Genomic DNA, 18,313 nt, shown 5'->3' on the forward strand with positions numbered 1-18,313 from the left:
TATATTAGACGAAAAAGCAAATAAGTACAAGGAGCAAACAGAACAAAGCGCCCATGAAGGGCGCTTCATCTTCCACAATATTATTCGCTAATAACCGTAATATTCAAGTTATGTTTAGCAAATACATTTGCCATTGCCTTTTTCGCCTCTTCAGCATCTGGACCGTGAACGTGCAACTCATACGATTGACCGCCGAGCAACGTCGTAAACAAACCAAGAATGCTTTTCACGTCAATATATTTGTTTTCCGCTTGAAGAACGATCGAAGACCGAAATTGGCTTGCTGTTTGGGAAATTTCTACGATTGCTGCATTGTTGGACATGAAGATCCCTCCACCATAGATAGTAACCATTTCCTTAATACCGTCTTCATCATACCGTGAAAAGAAGCGTCATTCAAGAGAAAAAATGCAATCTTTCCGGTTATCTCAAATTTTCAGGATTTAATCCTGTAAGCGCATCAATTACGAACATTCCATCCTTGCGAATTAGTACATCATCGAAGTAAATTTCACCGCCACCGTAATCTGGACGTTGTATAAGCACGAGATCCCAATGGACTGCGGAGCGATTGCCGTTATCAGCTTGCTCATAAGCTTGGCCTGGCGTGAAGTGAAGGCTTCCTGCAATTTTCTCATCAAACAAAATATCCTTCATCGGGTGCAAAATATATGGATTAAACCCTAAGCTGAATTCGCCAATATATCGAGCGCCTTCATCTGAATCCAAAATTTCATTCAACCGCTTCGTATCATTCGCCGTTGCTTGCACAATTTTTCCATTCTCAAACGTAAACGACACATTCTCAAACGTGACGCCTGAATATATCGATGGCGTGTTGTATGTAATCTTTCCTTGCACCGAGCCGCGAACTGGCGCCGAATAAACCTCGCCATCTGGAATATTGCGGTGGCCCGAGCAGTTAACCGCCCCTATTCCTTTAATCGAGAAAGAGAGGTCTGTCCCTGGCGCAACAATTCGAACGCGGTCCGTTTGCAGCATCAATTGGCGCAGCGGCTCCATTGCCTCCTCCATCTTGCTGTAGTCGAGATTGCATACATCGAAATAAAAGTTTTCGAACGCCTCATTGCTTTGATTAGCCAATTGCGCCATCGATGCATTCGGATAACGAAGCACAACCCACCTCGTTTTCTTAACGCGTTGCTCGGAATGAACCGGGTGGCGATAGATGGAGTCGTACAGCTTCATTTTATCGCTGGGCACATCTGAGAGCTCATTCACGTTATCGCCTGACCGTACCGCAATATACCCCTGCATTCGCTTCATCCGCGCAAGATCGAGCTCTGCCCATATTTTAAGCTGCTCCTTGGTCGCATCACGCAACAAGGCACGGAGCACGCCTCGATCACTCGTTTCCACGAATGGGCGGCCGCCGCGTTTTGCCACTTCTTCCACCAATAGCTTCACAAGTTCCCGCTCACTGCCCACATAGTCGATTAGTATATTTTCGCCGGGCTGTACGTTAACCGAGTATTGGACCAGGTTTTCCGCCAATTTTCTTAATCTGCTATCATACATTGTTCGATCCCTCCGGTGCTCCCAACAAGCATATTTGTTATATATCGTAGCATGATGCTGCAACTAATCACACTGGATGCGGAACAATCGATCAATAATCGCCAAACGTTACTTCGCTCGTATAAAATTCTTCTCTTGCCTGCCCCTCCGACACAAAATGAAGCTTGGATTGCTCCGTAATGTGATGAGGCAGCATTGAACGCCGGTCAGCCTTTAGAGTAATAGTCGTCTCAGCCTCCAGTGATTGGAGCATCGCTTGCAGTTGCTTATCCGCTTCCGCATATGCCGTTTGCCAGGCATTGCCCTTCACCTTGTTTGACGTTGCTAATAGCGCTTGATTGCCAGTGGCCGTAAGCCATTCTGATTGAATTCGGTCACTCCAATCCTTCTTCGCTGCCGCCCCATCAAGAATAATGCGCACAACGCGGTATCGGTCATCCCCATTGTTTTCATCATACGAAACGCGCTTAGCTGCATCTCTAATGCGCTCCAACCTTTCAACAGGATTAATGTTGCTCCAGCTATCCTCACTCCAAGAGCGCGCCCTTACGCTCGCCTGCGCACCTGCCGATGTTTTTGCCTTCACATTGGATTCATGCTCTCCCCGTACATGTGCCCATTGGTCAGCGCCTTTCTGAGGGACTGCACGCCATTCATCCGTACTGGACAGAAGCCCTACTCCGCTGCTCCCGCCTGTACCATCACCATCGCCGCTCAGTTGGACCTTCATGCGGGAATGGCCAGAAATTTCACCTCGGTATGATAATGCATGCACGCGCACACCAGCAGGCAGCACAATGCCACTATTGCCTTCAAACGTGTACTGGTCCTTCCCAGCTAGGCCCGAGACTGAGAGCGTAAAAAACTGTTCTGGTTCCATCGTCCCCGATACATTGCCGCAGCTGCTTAGCCCTACCATTAGCGCACACCATGCCAAGCTTGCTATCCATCTTCTCCACCATCGTTCCCTGATCATCCTTGCCCCTCCAACCCTATATGAGATGGCCATTATGAAGGGTAATGTAACCATAAAAAAAGGACACTATGCGAGTCATACTCGAGTGTCCTTCATTGCCTTTATCCGATATTTATGCGATTGCGGCCGCTGTTCTTCGCCTGGTACAGCGCCATGTCAGCCCGATAGAAGAGCGATTCAACGCTTACCTTGTCATCCTCGAACGTCCATTCCGATAAGCCGCAGGATACGGTAACCGATGGGGAGGTGTCCGACTCTACCTTCATCCGAATCCGTTCTGCAATTCGATAAGCCTGTTCCCTGCGAATTTCGGGCAAATAGATTGCCAACTCTTCGCCGCCCCATCTTGCTGCGATGTCAGTATCGCGGATCGAGGCTTTAATCGTCTCAGACACTTGCATCAGAATCTGGTCGCCAACTTGATGGCCATACGTATCATTAATGCTTTTGAACTTGTCAATATCCACAACGATGAGCGAGCCGCAACGGTCCTTGCGCTGCTTGCGCTGAATCCGGTCATTCAAATAATGGCGCGCACTCAATCCCGTCAGATGGTCTGTAATGACCATTCGGCGCACTTCGGCATGCAGGGATGCATTCGACATCGCTAGGCCAATGTGGCTTGACAGCACCTGCAGCAGCTTATAGTTCTCATAGGAAAAATAATTTGGGCTGCGGTGCCCGACCAAAATTACTCCAACGACTTCGGAACCGGATAAAATCGGCGCGGCGATTAACGAGCGCGAGCCTGTGTCATCCATCCATCTGGAGGAGACGCTATTCGATTGCCAGTAATCCGAAATGATTACAGGCTCTTGCGAACGGTACACAACCCCAGTAAATCCATATTCAATAGAAAACTGTTCATTCTCAAATGACGGCAGGTTGCTCGACATGACCACAAATTTCTGTTGTTCCTTATCATAACTCAACAAACAGCAGCAATCCGCCTGATAGATCCGAAGCAATTCGCTTGTCGTATAGTTAAATATATCTTTGAGTTTAAGCGACTGGCTTAACAGCTTCGTAAGCTCATTAATTAGGCGCAACTCACCGATAAGAACATTAGATTGCTCATAGAGCTTCGCGTTCTCGAAAGCACTTCCTGCCGTGTCAGCAAGCAGTACAAGTGCTGGCAAGTCCGCCGGGTCCCATAATTGGTCGTTAATTAACAATCGAAGCACGCCATACACAGCCTGTTTCCCCGACATAGGGACTGCCAAATCGACAAGCCCGCCTTCACGCGGGCGAACGAACGGTTTCGCTTCAAGGAACGACTTCGCTACAAAATCGCCAGAGGGATGATTAAAGTGCAAAGGCTTCACCCTTGCATCCCCTTTCATATGATCCTGGGATAAATAAAGCCGTATGCGGGAATCTGGATACAACGCAACTAAGCTCTGCATCATCTCCGACAATACCGACCCTACATCGATCCCGTCATATAACCGCTTCGCAGCTGCAAAAAGTGAAGCGCGATGCTGGGCATCCCGTTCGGACATCCGTTGATGCTGGATAATGTCGGCTATAAACATGCGCTCAAATCGCCTATAAAAGCAGCCTCGCAAATGGAATGTCGCTGCTTGCAATTGGGCAATCAGAACATCATCCGCCTCCGGCGCAACAGCAGTAAGCACGGCGAAAGGCTGTTGCTCATCCTTGCGGCGCATAAGCGGCACCGCAATTGCAGCGCATCCCGAGCTATGTATAATCGCAATGGCTTGCCCTGTTAATGCTTCTTGGGCAGCCTGCATAGCTGCTTCGTCCATTGGAATATTGCGTGCAAGCGCACCAGCTGTATCCGCAACCTTCAACTCAGGCGAGAATAAGCTTAGCGCAACGCGATTCATTAGCGGCAAGCCGTTCGACTCTTCCAGCCATTGGCTGAAGCTTTCTTGTAGAAGTGACATCAAATAGGGGACGTCATTGGCGTTGATGTCTTCACTTTCATACCATAAATCCGAAGCTTGTCCAGATCTGCCGGTTAAAGTATCAGCATCGTTCAATATATGTTGGCGCATAGGTAGCTCACCGCCCTTCCGTCAAAACGGAAAAATGAATGAATTCACTGTCTTCCTTCATGCAGTCTACCAGAAAATATAATACAAAGTAGGTAATCCTATAATACTGTATTCTCATGAATTATGCACTACTTGCATAGGTCTTTTGAATCAAATTTTTTGTGAAGATTCTAACTATTCTCCAACATTGCTTTTCACTTGACAACACTGTTCATTTTCCTATAAAATTTATTAATGATTGTTGGGCGGGGCTTTTTGTGTCACCCTTAGGATCTTATCGCTGACAGGCCAGCGGCTGAACTAGTCTGTCAGGACTTACCGTGATTTTCGGTTAAGCAGATATTTTCCGGCGAAACAGCGACCCCATTTTCAAAATTACATTTGAAGAAGGAGTTACACACATATGTCACGTTATACAGGCCCTAAATTTAAACTTAGCCGCCGCCTCGGTATTTCCCTGAGCGGTACGGGTAAAGAACTTGCAAAACGCCCATTCCCACCAGGCCAACACGGCGCTAACCTTCGTAAAAAAATTAGCGGCTACGGCGTTCAATTGCAAGAAAAACAAAAGCTTCGCCACATGTACGGTTTGAACGAGAAGCAATTCCGCAACCTGTTCGATCGCGCATCGAAACAAAAAGGTATCTCCGGCGAAAACTTCATGTTCTTGCTTGAGAGCCGTCTGGATAACCTCGTTTACCGTCTTGGTTTCGCGAACTCCCGTGCAGGCGCACGCCAGCTCGTATCCCATGGACACGTAACGGTTAACGGCAAAAAAGTCGACATCGCTTCCTACACGGTTGCTCTTGGCGACGTTATCGGTCTGCGTGAGCGCAGCCGTGCAATGAAATCGATCAAAGAAGCTCGTGAAGGCCGCAACCATGTTCCTAACTACTTGGACCTGAACGAAGCAGCACTCGAAGGCAAATTCCTTCGTCTGCCAGAACGCGCTGAGCTTTCCCAAGATATCGACGAAAAACAAATCGTCGAGTTCTACAGCCGTTAATAACATCTTTAAGAGAAAGCCATTGAGTGATTTCACTCGATGGCTTTTTTTCGTTTAAAAAAGGACGAAACCTCTCGGTTCGCCCTTCAACCATTACCCTTCAGCGCCTCTTGGATTTATGATCGGCGGCTCAGCTTGCTTCACCGTACGCCTCTGATATAGCTTATAAGCCAGCCACGATTGCCCAATCATGAATACTCCGCCAACGGCCCAATATAACGGCAGCGCAGCTGGCGCTGTAAAAGAAAAGAGCCCCATCATGACTGGCGATAAGTACATCAATATGGCCATCTGCTTCTGTTGGCTTGCATCCGAACCCGATAAACGTTGGGACACGAAAGATTGAATCAAATATACGCCTGCTGCAATAAACGGCATTACAGGATCCGCTGAGCCAAGCTTAAACCATAAGAAAGTATGGGTCTTAAGCTCTGGTGTCATTCGAATCGCATAGTACAGGCCTGTCAATATTGGCAATTGAACGAGCAATGGCAAACAGCCGATCGCGAGTGGGTTAACACCGTGCTGCTGGTACAACTGCATCGTCTCTTGCTGCAGCTTGCGTTGGGATTCCGCATCTTTTCTTGACTTGTACTTTTCTTTGACCGCCACCAATTCAGGCGTTAATGCTTTCATCTTCGCCCTCATTGCCAACTGGCCGGTTTGCTGCCGAATCATCAATGGCATAAGAATTAGCCTGACGAGCAAAGTAATGACAATAATCGAAATGCCATAGCTGCCGTCGAACCAACCAGCCACATGCTGGATCACCGTTGAAAACGGATAAACAATATAATGATTAAACGTTCCAGGCGTGCTGCTGTCTATCGTGCCGTTTGCCCCACAACCGCTAATAAGCATTAATGCGATGAACAGTAATACGAATCCGTAACGACGCGGGAAAGCGAACCCGCTGTTGCTTCTTTGTATTTTCCCCATTTGAATCCTCCTCGTATAGTAGAACCTAGTTCTTCTGCTAACGAGGAGTTACAATCTGTTGCATCTTCGTCGGGCGCTTCCTTCCGTTTCACTTTTCGCACGAGCCCATGCCGAATATCCGCCCATTCACGTACAGTGCCTGCTAACGGCGCTTCCGAAAGCCATACATACGGTTCACTATTGTAATACTCGATAGGTGAATGAGCTGTCCAGCAGAAGTAAACATACGCCAACGAACACAACACACTAATGGAGAACAAATAAGGGATAATATCATTTAACTCGAACATCAGGGTTCACCTCCCTTCATCGCTCATAGCCGATGCCTATATTGTAGGCCTTTCTAATAGGAAGCTGCAACCCGTCAAGCACTGACAATGATCGCTAGTTTCCGCTCGAATGTACCACTTTCACGCGCCCCACTTGGCCATCCTGCAGGCGAACCTTGATGCCATGCGGATGATTAGGCGAATTCGTTAAAATTTGTTGAACCACACCGCGTGTCAAAGCGCCCGTGCGTTGATCCTTTTTCAATACGATATCGACTGTCAATCCCGTTCGAATGTTGCTTCTGACATTTCCTGATTCACTCATTTAATCTCGTGCTCCTATCTATCCTTAAACGTTTACCTATCGTAGCATAATTAAATTATGGACACCAATATTGATCCATTCTTCTATACAAGGTATGCTAAATTCATCTAATTACATAAGTTTATTCTGCAATCCAATAATAATCATACTTTCATTTGTTCGGAGTTGAATACATGCTTAATTATTCGAATAGAAAACGGGCATTTCGATTATCGCCACCCCAGACGTTAGCACTTGGCTTTATCGTCATTATTTTAATTGGATCAGTTATTTTTGCCACTCCGAGCTCCAATACAAACGGAGAAGCGCTTCCCTTCCTTGATGCCATGTTTATTGCCGCCTCTGCTGCCTGCGTAACGGGGCTATCTGTCATTAATGTTGGAATGGACTTTACGACGCTTGGACAAGTGTCCTTAATGGTTCTAATCCAGGTAGGCGGGCTCGGGTTTACGACGATGGCGACGCTTATTGCGATTGTGCTTAGGCGACGGATTTCATTCCGGGAGCGGCTCATTTTACAGGAAGCAATGAATCAAACGACACTTGAAGGCATTATCCCGCTGATTAAGAAAGTAATGGTCTACTCGCTCGTGATCGAAGCAGTAGGCGCCATTTTATTAGCCTCACGTTTTATGACAGAAATGCCAGTTGGACGAGCGTTATACTTCGGTTTGTTTCACAGCATCTCCATTTTTAACAATGCAGGATTTGATTTATTCGGGATGTATCCCGACCGGTCCGCCAGCTTGATTGATTACGCGCAAGATCCGTTCATTTCGATCGTATCCATGATTCTGATCGTTCTCGGAGGGCTAGGATTCATCGTCCTTTCCGACCTTATTACATACCGCCAAAACAAACGCCTAACGCTTCACTCCAAAGTCGTACTGGCGGCGTCCGCAGGGCTTATCGTGTTCGGAACGATCATTATTTTTATTTTCGAATATTCAAACCCCAATACCATGCAGCCGCTATCGTTTACTCATAAGCTGCTCAATGCGATGATGCAGTCGGTAAGCTCCCGTTCAGCAGGCGTGAGCACTGTCGATATTGGCGAGTTGCGCCAGGCAACCCAATTTGCCATTATGCTTCTTATGTTCGTAGGGGCCGCTCCCGGATCCACTGGCGGAGGGATCAAGGTAACGACGCTAGTCGTGCTCATCTTTGCTGTTATTGCTATGCTAAGGGGCCGTGAAGATGTTGTCCTGTTCCGCAGGCGGCTCGATCAAGATCGCATTCATAAAGCGATTACATTCACGCTGCTATCCTTCTTCCTTATCGTTATTGCAACAATGGTTCTAACGACGACTGAATCTGCCCCTTTCCTGCCTATTATGTTCGAGGTAACTTCCGCATTTGCAACGGCTGGCATGTCGACAGGCATAACGGATCAGTTCAGCTCGTTTGGCAAAGCCTTTCTCATCGTGCTCATGTTTGTCGGCCGGCTTGGCCCTGTTACATTAGCATTCGCCCTAGCACGAAAGCCAGAGAAGGACAAATTCAGGCGTCCCGAGGGACGCATTACGATTGGCTAATCTAGATTGCTGCTGCAAACATTCCAAGCAATTGGAATGTTTGTTTTTTATCGAAGCTTCGGCTGGCTGGCAGTGGAGAGGATGGGAATGAACCCCAATCAAAGGATGCCGATCAAGCGCGAATTATGCTATAATAAGTCTGTTAATCGGAGGAGGAATTGGCTTGTATGGCAGAAGAACGGAAGTCATCATCACCCGCGGTACATAGCAAATGGCGAACATTTGGCCTCGTTGTTTGGATAACCTTCAAATGGATGTTCATTTTCGGACTCATGATCGGCTTATTCGCCGGAGGAATTGCAACGGGCTATGTCGCATCATTCGTAAAGGACGAGCCCGTTCGTCCTCGAGCGCTCATAGAGCAGAAACTCGTTGACAATTCAGAAACCGGCTTCGTTTATTTTAACGATAACGTCACGCCGATCGGGCAATTGCGAACGGAAGAGGATCGACGTGTGGTCGAGCTCAAGGATGTTCCGAAGCAAGTCATAGATGCAGTGCTTGCCACGGAGGATAATAACTTCTATGAACACTTCGGCATAGACTTGAAGGGCACCGCGAGGGCAGTTTTACAAAAGGTAATGAATAAAGAAACGCAGACTGGCGGCAGTACGCTGACGCAGCAAATCGCCAGACGTATGTTCCTCAGTCTAGACAAGTCAGACAGCCGTAAGGTAAAGGAAATCTTCCTTTCCATACGCATGGAGCGTTACATCACGAAGGATGAAATCCTAACGGCTTATCTGAATAAGGTGCCTTTCGGCAATGGCTCAAGCGGCTACAACTTATACGGCATTAAAGCAGCAGCCAAAGGCATTTTTAATATTTCCGACTTGAATCAGCTGAACATTGCGCAATCGGCCTATCTCGCCGGACTGCCGCAGCGTCCATCCGCCTATACAGCCTATAACGGCAAGGGTCAATGGAACGAGAAAGGACTCAAATACGCCATTGAACGCCAGCATAATGTACTCGGCTACATGCTGAACAAGGGCCGGATTACGAAGCAGCAGTACGATGAAGCATTGCAATTCGACATCCGGGCTACGATGGCGCAACCGACGAAAAAAGCATACGCTACCTTCCCTTACCTCATGTTGGAATCGGAACGTGAAGCAGCAGAAATTTTGCTAATGCAGCAAGATTCAGATTTGACGAAAGAGAAGATCGCAGAAAACCCAAGCCTGCTTGAGGAAGCTCGCGAGCAGCTGCAGCGTGGCGGTTATCGCGTATACACGACGATTGATAAGAAAATCTACAACCTCATGCACAAAATTGGCGAGAATCCAGAAAACTTTGCGCCAGACAGCAAAGAAAAAGGAATCGAGCAAATCGCCGGCATCATGATTGACCATCGGACAGGCGCCATTCTTGGCATGTTAGAAGGCCGCGACTTCTACGAAGAGCAAATGAACTTCGCGACACAAATGACGCGCCAGCCAGGCTCTACGATGAAAACAATCGCCGCATACTTGCCAGCGCTAGAAAAAGGGTATATCCAACCAGCTGGCGTGCTCGATGATGCTCCAATCGTGTTGAAGGATGGCCAGAAAGGCTATCATATTCCTAAAAACTCGAACAATCGTTATCTGGGCCTCGTCACGGCGAGGGAAGCGTTGAACCGCTCGCTTAACTTGCCAGCGCTCAAGCTTTTCCTTGATGATGTCAAAATCGATAACGCTTGGAAGTTCGCGCGTTCATTAGGCATAACTACTTTGCAACCCGAAGATGACAATGCCCAGACAGGTGTAATTGGCGGTTTAAGCAAAGGCGTAACGGTCGAGGAACTGGCGAATGCCTATGGTACAATACCGAACAAGGGCGTTTTCAATGACGCGTTTATGATTTCGAAAATTACCGATTCCGCTGGAAAAGTAATTTATGAGCATAAAGCAAAACCAACACGCGTCTATTCTGAGCAAACCGCATTCCTAATGACGGACATGCTCAGTACCGTTATCTCTGATGCGAATGGTACAGCCCATTCTGTGAAGTCGAAATTTAAGCAATACGGCAAAATCCCTGTCGCCGGCAAAACCGGTTCAACTCAAGATTATGGCGATGTATGGTTTATGGGCTTCACGCCAGACATTACGCTTGGCGTCTGGGCAGGTTATGAGAAGTCGGTTCATACCTTGTCTAAGGATGGGCGCACGCGCGCTCGCTCTATTTGGACGATGATCATGAACGAAGTCACTGCTGCAGAACCAGAATTGTTCCCTACCAAGTCTTGGTCCAAGCCGGACGGAATCGTTCGCGCCACCGTGTCCAGCGTAAGCGGCAAGCTGCCTACAGACTTGACTAGACAAGCGGGACTGCTAGTGACGGACTGGTTTAACAAAAAGTATTTGCCAAAAACATCCGATGATGCACTCGTTAAAATGGCGTTCATCCCTTACAACGGCGTGAACTATGTTCCGAATGCGGCTACGCCATCCGATATGGTGCGAGAACAAATCGTCGTTAAACGGAAAAGGCCACTCGATGTATTGATGGAAGAAATTCAGAAAGCCCAGTCCGTCCTGCCTTCGAGCAGCCGCCGGCCAATGTCATTCTTCTTGCCTGAGGATGCCGAGAACAACGCACCATCTAAGGTTGACCCAAGGCAAGACGACGGCAGTGCACCAAGTGCACCTGCAAACGTAAGATTAGCATCTGTAAGCGCATCTGCTTCAAATATTTCATTTAATCCGAGCCCACAGGCTGACGTTGTTGGATATCGCCTCTACCGCTCTGATTCGCCAGGTGCACCATTCAAACAAGTTGGCGATACGGTCCTAGTGGGTGAGAAAACAGTCTTCTCAACGGCAGCTGGTGCAGCGTTTACTTATTACGTAACTGCGGTGGACGTAGTCGGCCATGAATCCGCACCTAGCCGATCAGTTGGTGCATCTAGCGGCCCTAGTGACCCAGCAACGCCACCGGCCACACCTGATACAGGCACAGGCGTTCCAACGCCGGGCACGACGCCAGGCGGTTCTACAGGCAACACGGGAGGCACCACTGGCAATAACACCGGTGGCACCACTGGCGGCACTTCGAACGGCAATGCTAATTCTGGTGGCACGCCAATTGAACCCGAAACGCCAGAGGGTACGATCCCATTGCCTTCCGCACCTAACGGGCTGTCCGTGGAAGCGACAGATATAGGCGTCCGAATTACGTGGAACGCGAATGCTGTGTCTGATCAAGTTACGAAGTACAACGTTTATTACAGTGCAAACAATGATGGAAAGTATGTGAAGCTTGGCTCGACGGGCGAAACTCACTTCGAATACGTTTCTGTCATGACTACAGGCTCTTACCAGGTAACAGCCGCCAATGATCGCGGTGAATCATCAAGCTCCGCTTCTATTATCTACGGAAGCTAGCCGATCAGGTCTAAAACACAGTAAGCTGCAAAACATTTAAGGGCTATTCCCTAAGGTCTTGATGACCATAGGGAATAGCCCTGTTTTCTTTCATATCGAGCAGAACAAAATGAAGCCGCCTTGAATGTCATGATGACTTCCAAGACAGCCCCTACACCATTAATCTTCAATTGTAGATAAATCGCCAGTTGGCAAATTGAGTTCCCATGCTTTCAATACGCGCCGCATAATTTTGCCGCTGCGCGTTTTCGGCAGCTTATCCCTAAACTCAATTTCACGTGGAGATGCATGCGCGGACAATCCGATTTTGACAAACTTCGCGATGTCCTCTTTCAACTCATCTGAAGCTGTAAAGCCTTCACGAAGAGCGATGAACGCTTTAATGATTTCGCCCCGCACAGGATCTGGCTTGCCAATAACGCCTGCTTCGGCTACGGCCGGATGCTCAACCAGTTTGCTCTCAACCTCGAAAGGCCCTACACGTTCGCCCGATGTGTTAATCACGTCATCGATACGCCCTTGGAACCAGAAATATCCGTCCTCGTCCATATAAGCGGAATCACCTGAAATATACCAACCAGGAATACGGAAATATTCCTCGTATTTCGCATCGTTATTCCAAATGCGGCGCATCATCGACGGCCATGGCGCTGCTACAGCCAAGTTGCCCATGCGATAAGGCGGAACCTCATTGCCTTGGTCATCAATAATCGCAGCGCGTACGCCTGGCAGAGGCTTGCCCATGGAGCCTGGCTTAATATCCATTGAAGGGTAGTTACAAATTAATTGCCCACCGGTCTCCGTCATCCACCACGTATCATGAATGCGTTGGTTGTACACTTTCAGCCCCCACCGTACAACCTCAGGATTGAGCGGCTCGCCTACGCTCAATACATGGCGCAAGCTAGAGAGATCAAAGCTCGATACGACGTCTTCACCAGCACCCATCAACATACGGAATGCCGTTGGCGCACTATACCATACCGTAACGCCATACTTTTGCAACGTGCTGTACCAGTCCTGCGGGCTGAATCGGCCGCCACGAACGACATTCGTAGCCCCATTGAGCCACGGAGCGAAGATGCCATAGGACGTCCCTGTTACCCAGCCTGGATCGGCTGTACACCAGTATACATCATCCTCACGCAGGTCGAGAACGACACGGCCGGTATAATAATGTTGGATCATTGCATTTTGTGCATGGAACACGCCTTTCGGCTTGCCTGTAGATCCCGACGTATAATGTAAAATGAGCCCGTCCTCACGGTCAAGCCATTCCACCTCTGCTTCGTCTGAAGCTTGGCTCATCTCCTGCTCGTAGCTCAGCAAGCCTTCCTGTGAAGCATCCGTGCCGCCCACGAGAACGATATGCTTAAGTTCAGGCAGCTCGTCCCGATTGATGCGCTGCACCAAGGTTGGTGTCGTCACAATCGCACATGCTCCGCTATCTAGCAATCGGTCCTTTACGGCCGTTTCCATGAACGCTTCGAATAATGGCCCGACGACAGCGCCTACTTTCAGTGCGCCGAGCAAGCTGACATACAGCTCCGGTGTGCGGGGCATGAAAATAAATACGCGGTCCCCTTTGGCAACGCCATGCTGGCGCAGCACATTGGCAAACCGATTCGATTGCTTGCTCAATTGCTCATAGGTCCAGCTCTCCTCGCGGGAAGCATCGCTATAATGAAGCGCAACCTTGTCCCCTTTGCCTTCCAAAACATGCCGATCAATGGCTTCATGCGCCATATTTACTTTGCCAGTCTTATGCCATGTGAAGTGGCTTTCTATTTGCTCCCAATCAAATTGTGCACGTGCGGCGTCATAATCCCCGAGATTCGTGCGCTCTGCTGTTGCCGGTATGCGTTCTTGATGTAAGTTGATCATGCTTATCATCTCCCGTCAAATAAGCGACCTTCATCTATTGGAAGGCGCAAGCGAGTATACGTTTTCATTTCCACCTGTGATATTATACCATAGAGCCTATAAACGAGACTATCCTTTTCAAATGGCATTCGTTTTGCTATAAGTGTAGTAGGCTTAGGCTTCTGCCACACTTGATGACGGAAAAGGGGGAATTCTGGCATTGGAGCATGTGAAGCGATATCAACGCATTTCTATAACCCAAAACAACCGTGAACTCGTAATTGAGGGTCCAGTTCCTCCCGAGCGATTGCAAACCTACCAAATGCATGCAGGGCTTCATGCCTTCCGTCGCCCTGCTGACCAGTTAGTCGCACTAATCGAAATTGCAGATCTTCCAGAGGGCCGAATTATTGTCTGCCGCGATGGCGAAACCATCATCGGCTACGTCACCTTCCATTATCCCGATGAGCTTGAACGCTGGTCTGATGCAGGCATGGCCGATCTTGTCGAGCTAGGTGCCGTCGAAGTTGCTGCCGAATACCGTTCAGGCGGCATTGGCAAACAAATGATTCAAATTGCCTTCGCGGAAGGCCAGCTTGACCGAATGATTGTATATACAACGGAGTACTATTGGCATTGGGACTTAGAAGGAATGAAACTCAGTGTTTGGGAATATCGCGGAATGATGGAGCGTGTCATGCAATCTATCGGCATGATCTGGTTCGCAACGGATGATCCCGAGATTTGCTCACACCCTGCGAATTGTTTGATGGTCCGTGTAGGGCCAGACGTTCCGCTCGCTTCCGTTGAGCAATTCGACCGGGTTCGCTTCAGGCAACGATTTATGTATTAAGCAATCGGTGCTTCCCACCGTATTATGCTAGGAAGGGTGTTTATCTATATGCCACCGGCTGATGCCGTATTTATCCATCATCCCGATGCGGAACGCTATCGGTTTAATGAACATCATCCCTTCGATCCTACTCGCTTAATCACAACAAGAGACCTGCTCATTCGAAGCGATGCCCTGCAAGGCGCTGACATTATCGCCCCAACTCCTGCGAGCGATGAGATGATTTTATCCATCCATCGCCCTGATTATGTCCGCACCGTCCGGCAATTAAGCCAGTCTAACCCAAGTGAGGCAGCAATCACTGCTGCGGCCAAGTATGGCTTCACCACAGACGATACCCCTTACTTTGAAGGGATGCATGAAGCTTCCGCTGCCATTGTAGGCGGTTCTGTACATGCAGCTGAAACCGTAATGAGCGGAAAAGCGACTCGCGCATTCCATATGGCTGGAGGGCTCCATCATGCGTTTCCAGATCGCGGAACGGGCTTCTGCATCTACAATGATGCTGCTATAGCAATCGAGCATATTCGCAGCAAATACGGCACTCGCATCCTGTACATCGATACAGACGTCCATCACGGCGATGGCGTGCAGTGGTCCTTTTACAGCAATGAGGATGTATTCACCTATTCGATTCACGAAACCGGCAAATTCCTATTCCCTGGCACTGGCTTCGTACATGAACGCGGCATGGACGCTGGCGTAGGCGCATGCATGAACGTGCCGCTAGAGCCCTATACCGAAGACGATTCATGGCTAGAGATCTTCCAATCTACCGTTGAGGAAGCTGCACGGGTATTTCAGCCTGGTCTCATTATTAGCCAGCATGGCTGCGACGCACATGCATACGATCCGTTGTCCCATATGCATTGTAGCATGCGAATATATCACGAAATGCCTGCCATTATTAAAAATCTCGCTGACCGCTACTCTGGCGGCAAATGGGTGGCACTTGGCGGCGGCGGCTATGACATCTGGCGAGTCGTCCCTCGCGCTTGGTCGCTGGTGTGGCTAACAATGGTTGGCCATCCTCTAGCGCAGCATGAACCCACTGCCTCTCCCCCTATTGCGGAGGATTGGAAACAAGCATGGGCGGAGCATGCCGGAGGGGATGAGCAGTTGCCCACCCATTGGCATGATGATCTTCAAGCATGGGAGCCGATTCCCCGCCGCAGCATTATTGAAGCCGCTAATCGGCAAACCCAAGAGCGAGTATTGCAGCGAATTTAAGTTCGTTTAAATCGATGGGAAAGCAAGGCTTCTTACCGGCACAAGGAGGAGTGAGTTATGACAAACTATCAAATAAAGCAACTTAATCTTAGTGAGTATGAAAAGTGCAGCAATATTTGGGATATGAAAAAGAACGTAACTATGGCAAATAAGTTTTATGGCGAACTAGAAAGTGGAAACAGAATTACTTTTATTTATTCAGAAAATGATGAGTTTATAGGAGAAGGCTCATTGGTTTTTAGAAACGATGATCCGGATTATACGATCCCTAACAAACGCATTTATTTATCTCGCATGATTGTTAAAGAAGAGTATCGCAATCGTGGAATCGGCAGCATTATGCTTGATTATTTGATTGAATATGCTGTTAACCTTGGATATGGGGAAATCTCCCTTGGCGTCGATACAGACAACTACAATGCAAAGCATCTGTACGAAAAAAAAGGCTTTACTGACGTCTTATTTACAGGTGCAGACGAGTACGGCGAGTATGTCAAACTCCTTAAGAAACTATAATCAACAATCCTTGACCGAACAACACGATTTTTCGATTTTACACATGAAACGAATCGATTGATACATACAACGGGCAGTACGACAAAAAGGACAGATCGCGAACCAGTCGCATCTGTCCTTCGTTGTGCTTCATCATGTTACATTTGACCGATCATTTCATTAATAATTCCGAACGAATTGTTGGCAGCAACAATCGTGAATTCTGCAAAATTAACATGTGCAGAGCCATCCGCCTTGTCAGACATCGAACGGATAACGACAAATGGTGTCTCGTTCATCGCACAAACCTGTGCCACTGCAGCGCCTTCCATCTCCGTACATGTGCCGTCCAGCTTCTCAAACAGCTCCTGCACCGCCTCACGGCTAGCAATGAACTGATCGCCTGAAAGCACCTTGCCCGTCCGGTGGTGACCGGAAAACAGCTTCTCGGCTGCATCAGATGCCAGGTTGACGAGACGTTCGTCAGCATGGAATTCCCATACCTCTTGGAACGGAATTTGGCCACGAGCGAAGCCAAGCGGCGTACAATCCATGTCATGTTGGAGGCAGGTTGACGATACAACGATATCTCCGATATTCAAGGCTGGATCAACCGCACCTGCTACACCTGTAAATAAAATGGAATCAACATGCTGGTCGATAAGCAACTGTGTGCAGACTGCAGCATTCACCTTGCCAACGCCCGATTTGCAATAGACGACCGTCTTGCCATGGAGCGTACCCTCATAATATGTAATGCCTGCCCGTACCTGCTCAGACTTCACGTCAACATGACGGTGCAATAGCTCAATCTCTTCTGCCATCGCCCCAATTATGCCGATCCGTTCGAAAACCATTAGTTAAGCCCTCTAACGGAATGGCGGGTAATCACTTCATGCGGCAAAATGACTTTAGCTTGATCAACAGCTTCCTTCTTCATCAGCTTCGTCAGCAAACGCATCGATACCGCACCAATGTCATACATTGGCTGTGCCACAGTCGTGAGCTGAGGGCGCACCATCGAAGCCATCCGGCTGTTGTCGACACTGATCACAGAAAGATGGTCAGGCACTTTCAGCCCTGCATCCTGAATGCTATGAATCGCACCGATCGCCATCTCATCCGTTGCTGCAAACACTGCAGTAGGGCGCTCAGGAAGCTCTAAGAAGTACTTGATCGCCTCGACACCGGATTCATACCGATAGTTGCCGATACGGACAAGCGACTCATCATAGGCAATTCCTTCCGCTTCAAGCGCACGCTTGTATCCATGGAAACGGGCATAACCGTTGGATGGATCTTGCAACGTGCCGCTAATCATAGCAATTCTGCGATGCCCATTAGCGATAAGGGTCTTCACAGCGTCGAATGCAGCTTCCTCGTGATTAATGTCTACAGCAGGAATGTGGCCGTCCTCATCGGAGGTCGCGCAGAGAACAACCGGCACGTTAGCCGTTTTGAACGCTTGCAAATGCTCTTCAGTAACGGCGCCGCCCATGAAGAGCAATCCATCAACTTGCTTCTCAAGAAGCGTATTAATGACTCGAATTTCTTTCTCTTTCCGTTTATCAGCGTTACACAAAATAATATTATAATGATACATATTCGCAATATCTTCGATTCCGCGCGCAACCTCAGCAAAGATTGCGTTCGAAATATCAGGAATAACGACGCCGACTGTCGTCGTTTTCTTGCTGGCCAATCCGCGTGCAACCGCGTTCGGACGGTAGCCGAGGCGTTCAATCGCTTCGTATACCTTCTTGCGCGTCTGTGGCTTAACGTTCGGGTTGTTATTTACGACCCGCGACACCGTTGCCATAGACACGCCAGCTTCCCTTGCTACATCATAAATGGTTACCGTCACGTTCCTTCTCTCCATTGCTCCGAATTT

16 protein-coding genes are annotated in these 18,313 nt (G+C 48.5%); 6 read left to right on the forward strand and 10 right to left on the reverse strand.

Features of this window, described 5'->3' with window-relative positions; translation table 11 throughout:
* Nucleotides 1–80: 80 nt before the first annotated feature.
* The 4 genes from GON22_RS01335 to GON22_RS01350 form a co-directional block, all read right to left on the reverse strand.
* Nucleotides 81–323 carry an HPr family phosphocarrier protein gene (locus GON22_RS01335; protein ID WP_006036450.1) on the reverse strand — a complete coding sequence of 81 codons (243 nt, stop codon included), beginning with the start codon at nucleotides 321–323 and terminating at the stop codon, nucleotides 81–83.
* Nucleotides 324–423: 100 nt separating this feature from the next.
* A complete protein-coding gene (locus tag GON22_RS01340; RefSeq protein WP_160394318.1) occupies nucleotides 424–1,539 on the reverse strand; it encodes an aminopeptidase in 1,116 nt (371 codons plus the stop codon).
* A gap of 91 nt (nucleotides 1,540–1,630) precedes the next feature.
* The gene (locus tag GON22_RS01345; protein ID WP_160394319.1) at nucleotides 1,631–2,515 is read right to left on the reverse strand and encodes a hypothetical protein; all 885 of its coding nucleotides are present in this window, start codon (nucleotides 2,513–2,515) and stop codon (nucleotides 1,631–1,633) included.
* A gap of 101 nt (nucleotides 2,516–2,616) precedes the next feature.
* Entirely contained in the window at nucleotides 2,617–4,536 is a 1,920-nt protein-coding gene (locus tag GON22_RS01350; RefSeq protein WP_160394320.1) for a sensor domain-containing diguanylate cyclase, read from the reverse strand.
* Nucleotides 4,537–4,939: 403 nt separating this feature from the next.
* Between GON22_RS01350 and rpsD the strand changes: the two genes are divergently transcribed.
* Nucleotides 4,940–5,542 carry a 30S ribosomal protein S4 gene (rpsD, locus tag GON22_RS01355; RefSeq protein WP_160394321.1) on the forward strand — a complete coding sequence of 201 codons (603 nt, stop codon included), beginning with the start codon at nucleotides 4,940–4,942 and terminating at the stop codon, nucleotides 5,540–5,542.
* A gap of 93 nt (nucleotides 5,543–5,635) precedes the next feature.
* On the opposite strand, the gene yidC is transcribed toward rpsD, so the two are convergent.
* From yidC to GON22_RS01370, 3 genes are all read right to left on the reverse strand, one after another.
* A complete protein-coding gene (gene yidC / locus GON22_RS01360; RefSeq protein ID WP_160394322.1) occupies nucleotides 5,636–6,481 on the reverse strand; it encodes a membrane protein insertase YidC in 846 nt (281 codons plus the stop codon).
* The gene (locus GON22_RS01365; RefSeq protein WP_160394323.1) at nucleotides 6,403–6,771 is read right to left on the reverse strand and encodes a hypothetical protein; all 369 of its coding nucleotides are present in this window, start codon (nucleotides 6,769–6,771) and stop codon (nucleotides 6,403–6,405) included. Before GON22_RS01365 ends, yidC begins: the two co-directional genes overlap by 79 nt.
* 94 nt (nucleotides 6,772–6,865) lie before the next feature.
* Nucleotides 6,866–7,075 carry a YwbE family protein gene (locus tag GON22_RS01370; protein ID WP_160394324.1) on the reverse strand — a complete coding sequence of 70 codons (210 nt, stop codon included), beginning with the start codon at nucleotides 7,073–7,075 and terminating at the stop codon, nucleotides 6,866–6,868.
* A 173-nt stretch (nucleotides 7,076–7,248) separates the two neighbouring features.
* Between GON22_RS01370 and GON22_RS01375 the strand changes: the two genes are divergently transcribed.
* Complete coding sequence (locus GON22_RS01375) at nucleotides 7,249–8,610, forward strand: TrkH family potassium uptake protein (RefSeq protein ID WP_160394325.1); 1,362 nt, start codon at nucleotides 7,249–7,251, stop codon at nucleotides 8,608–8,610.
* Nucleotides 8,611–8,777: 167 nt separating this feature from the next.
* The gene (locus tag GON22_RS01380) at nucleotides 8,778–11,981 is read left to right on the forward strand and encodes a transglycosylase domain-containing protein (RefSeq protein ID WP_160394326.1); all 3,204 of its coding nucleotides are present in this window, start codon (nucleotides 8,778–8,780) and stop codon (nucleotides 11,979–11,981) included.
* Nucleotides 11,982–12,140: 159 nt separating this feature from the next.
* On the opposite strand, the gene acsA is transcribed toward GON22_RS01380, so the two are convergent.
* Entirely contained in the window at nucleotides 12,141–13,865 is a 1,725-nt protein-coding gene (acsA, locus tag GON22_RS01385; protein WP_160394327.1) for an acetate--CoA ligase, read from the reverse strand.
* A gap of 199 nt (nucleotides 13,866–14,064) precedes the next feature.
* Between acsA and GON22_RS01390 the strand changes: the two genes are divergently transcribed.
* The 3 genes from GON22_RS01390 to GON22_RS01400 are packed head-to-tail and all read left to right on the forward strand — an operon-like array spanning nucleotide 14,065 to nucleotide 16,443.
* Nucleotides 14,065–14,697 carry a GNAT family N-acetyltransferase gene (locus tag GON22_RS01390; RefSeq protein ID WP_160394328.1) on the forward strand — a complete coding sequence of 211 codons (633 nt, stop codon included), beginning with the start codon at nucleotides 14,065–14,067 and terminating at the stop codon, nucleotides 14,695–14,697.
* 48 nt (nucleotides 14,698–14,745) lie between these two features.
* Nucleotides 14,746–15,927 (forward strand): acetoin utilization protein AcuC, encoded by a 1,182-nt coding sequence (locus tag GON22_RS01395; RefSeq protein ID WP_160394329.1) that lies wholly within the window; start codon nucleotides 14,746–14,748, stop codon nucleotides 15,925–15,927.
* Nucleotides 15,928–15,984: 57 nt separating this feature from the next.
* Nucleotides 15,985–16,443, forward strand: a complete 459-nt coding sequence (locus GON22_RS01400; protein WP_160394330.1) for a GNAT family N-acetyltransferase — start codon at nucleotides 15,985–15,987, stop codon at nucleotides 16,441–16,443.
* Nucleotides 16,444–16,580: 137 nt separating this feature from the next.
* Here GON22_RS01400 and GON22_RS01405 read toward each other — a convergent pair whose 3' ends face one another.
* On the reverse strand, nucleotides 16,581–17,279 hold the full coding sequence (locus GON22_RS01405; protein ID WP_160394331.1) for a 5'-methylthioadenosine/adenosylhomocysteine nucleosidase: 699 nt from the start codon (nucleotides 17,277–17,279) through the stop codon (nucleotides 16,581–16,583).
* Nucleotides 17,279–18,286 (reverse strand): catabolite control protein A, encoded by a 1,008-nt coding sequence (gene ccpA, locus GON22_RS01410; RefSeq protein ID WP_160394332.1) that lies wholly within the window; start codon nucleotides 18,284–18,286, stop codon nucleotides 17,279–17,281. The genes GON22_RS01405 and ccpA overlap by 1 nt, the downstream gene beginning before the upstream one ends.
* Between the last annotated feature and the right edge of the window lie 27 nt (nucleotides 18,287–18,313).

This window comes from Paenibacillus sp. MMS18-CY102 (genome assembly GCF_009789195.1).
Lineage (GTDB): Bacteria > Bacillota > Bacilli > Paenibacillales > Paenibacillaceae > Paenibacillus_T.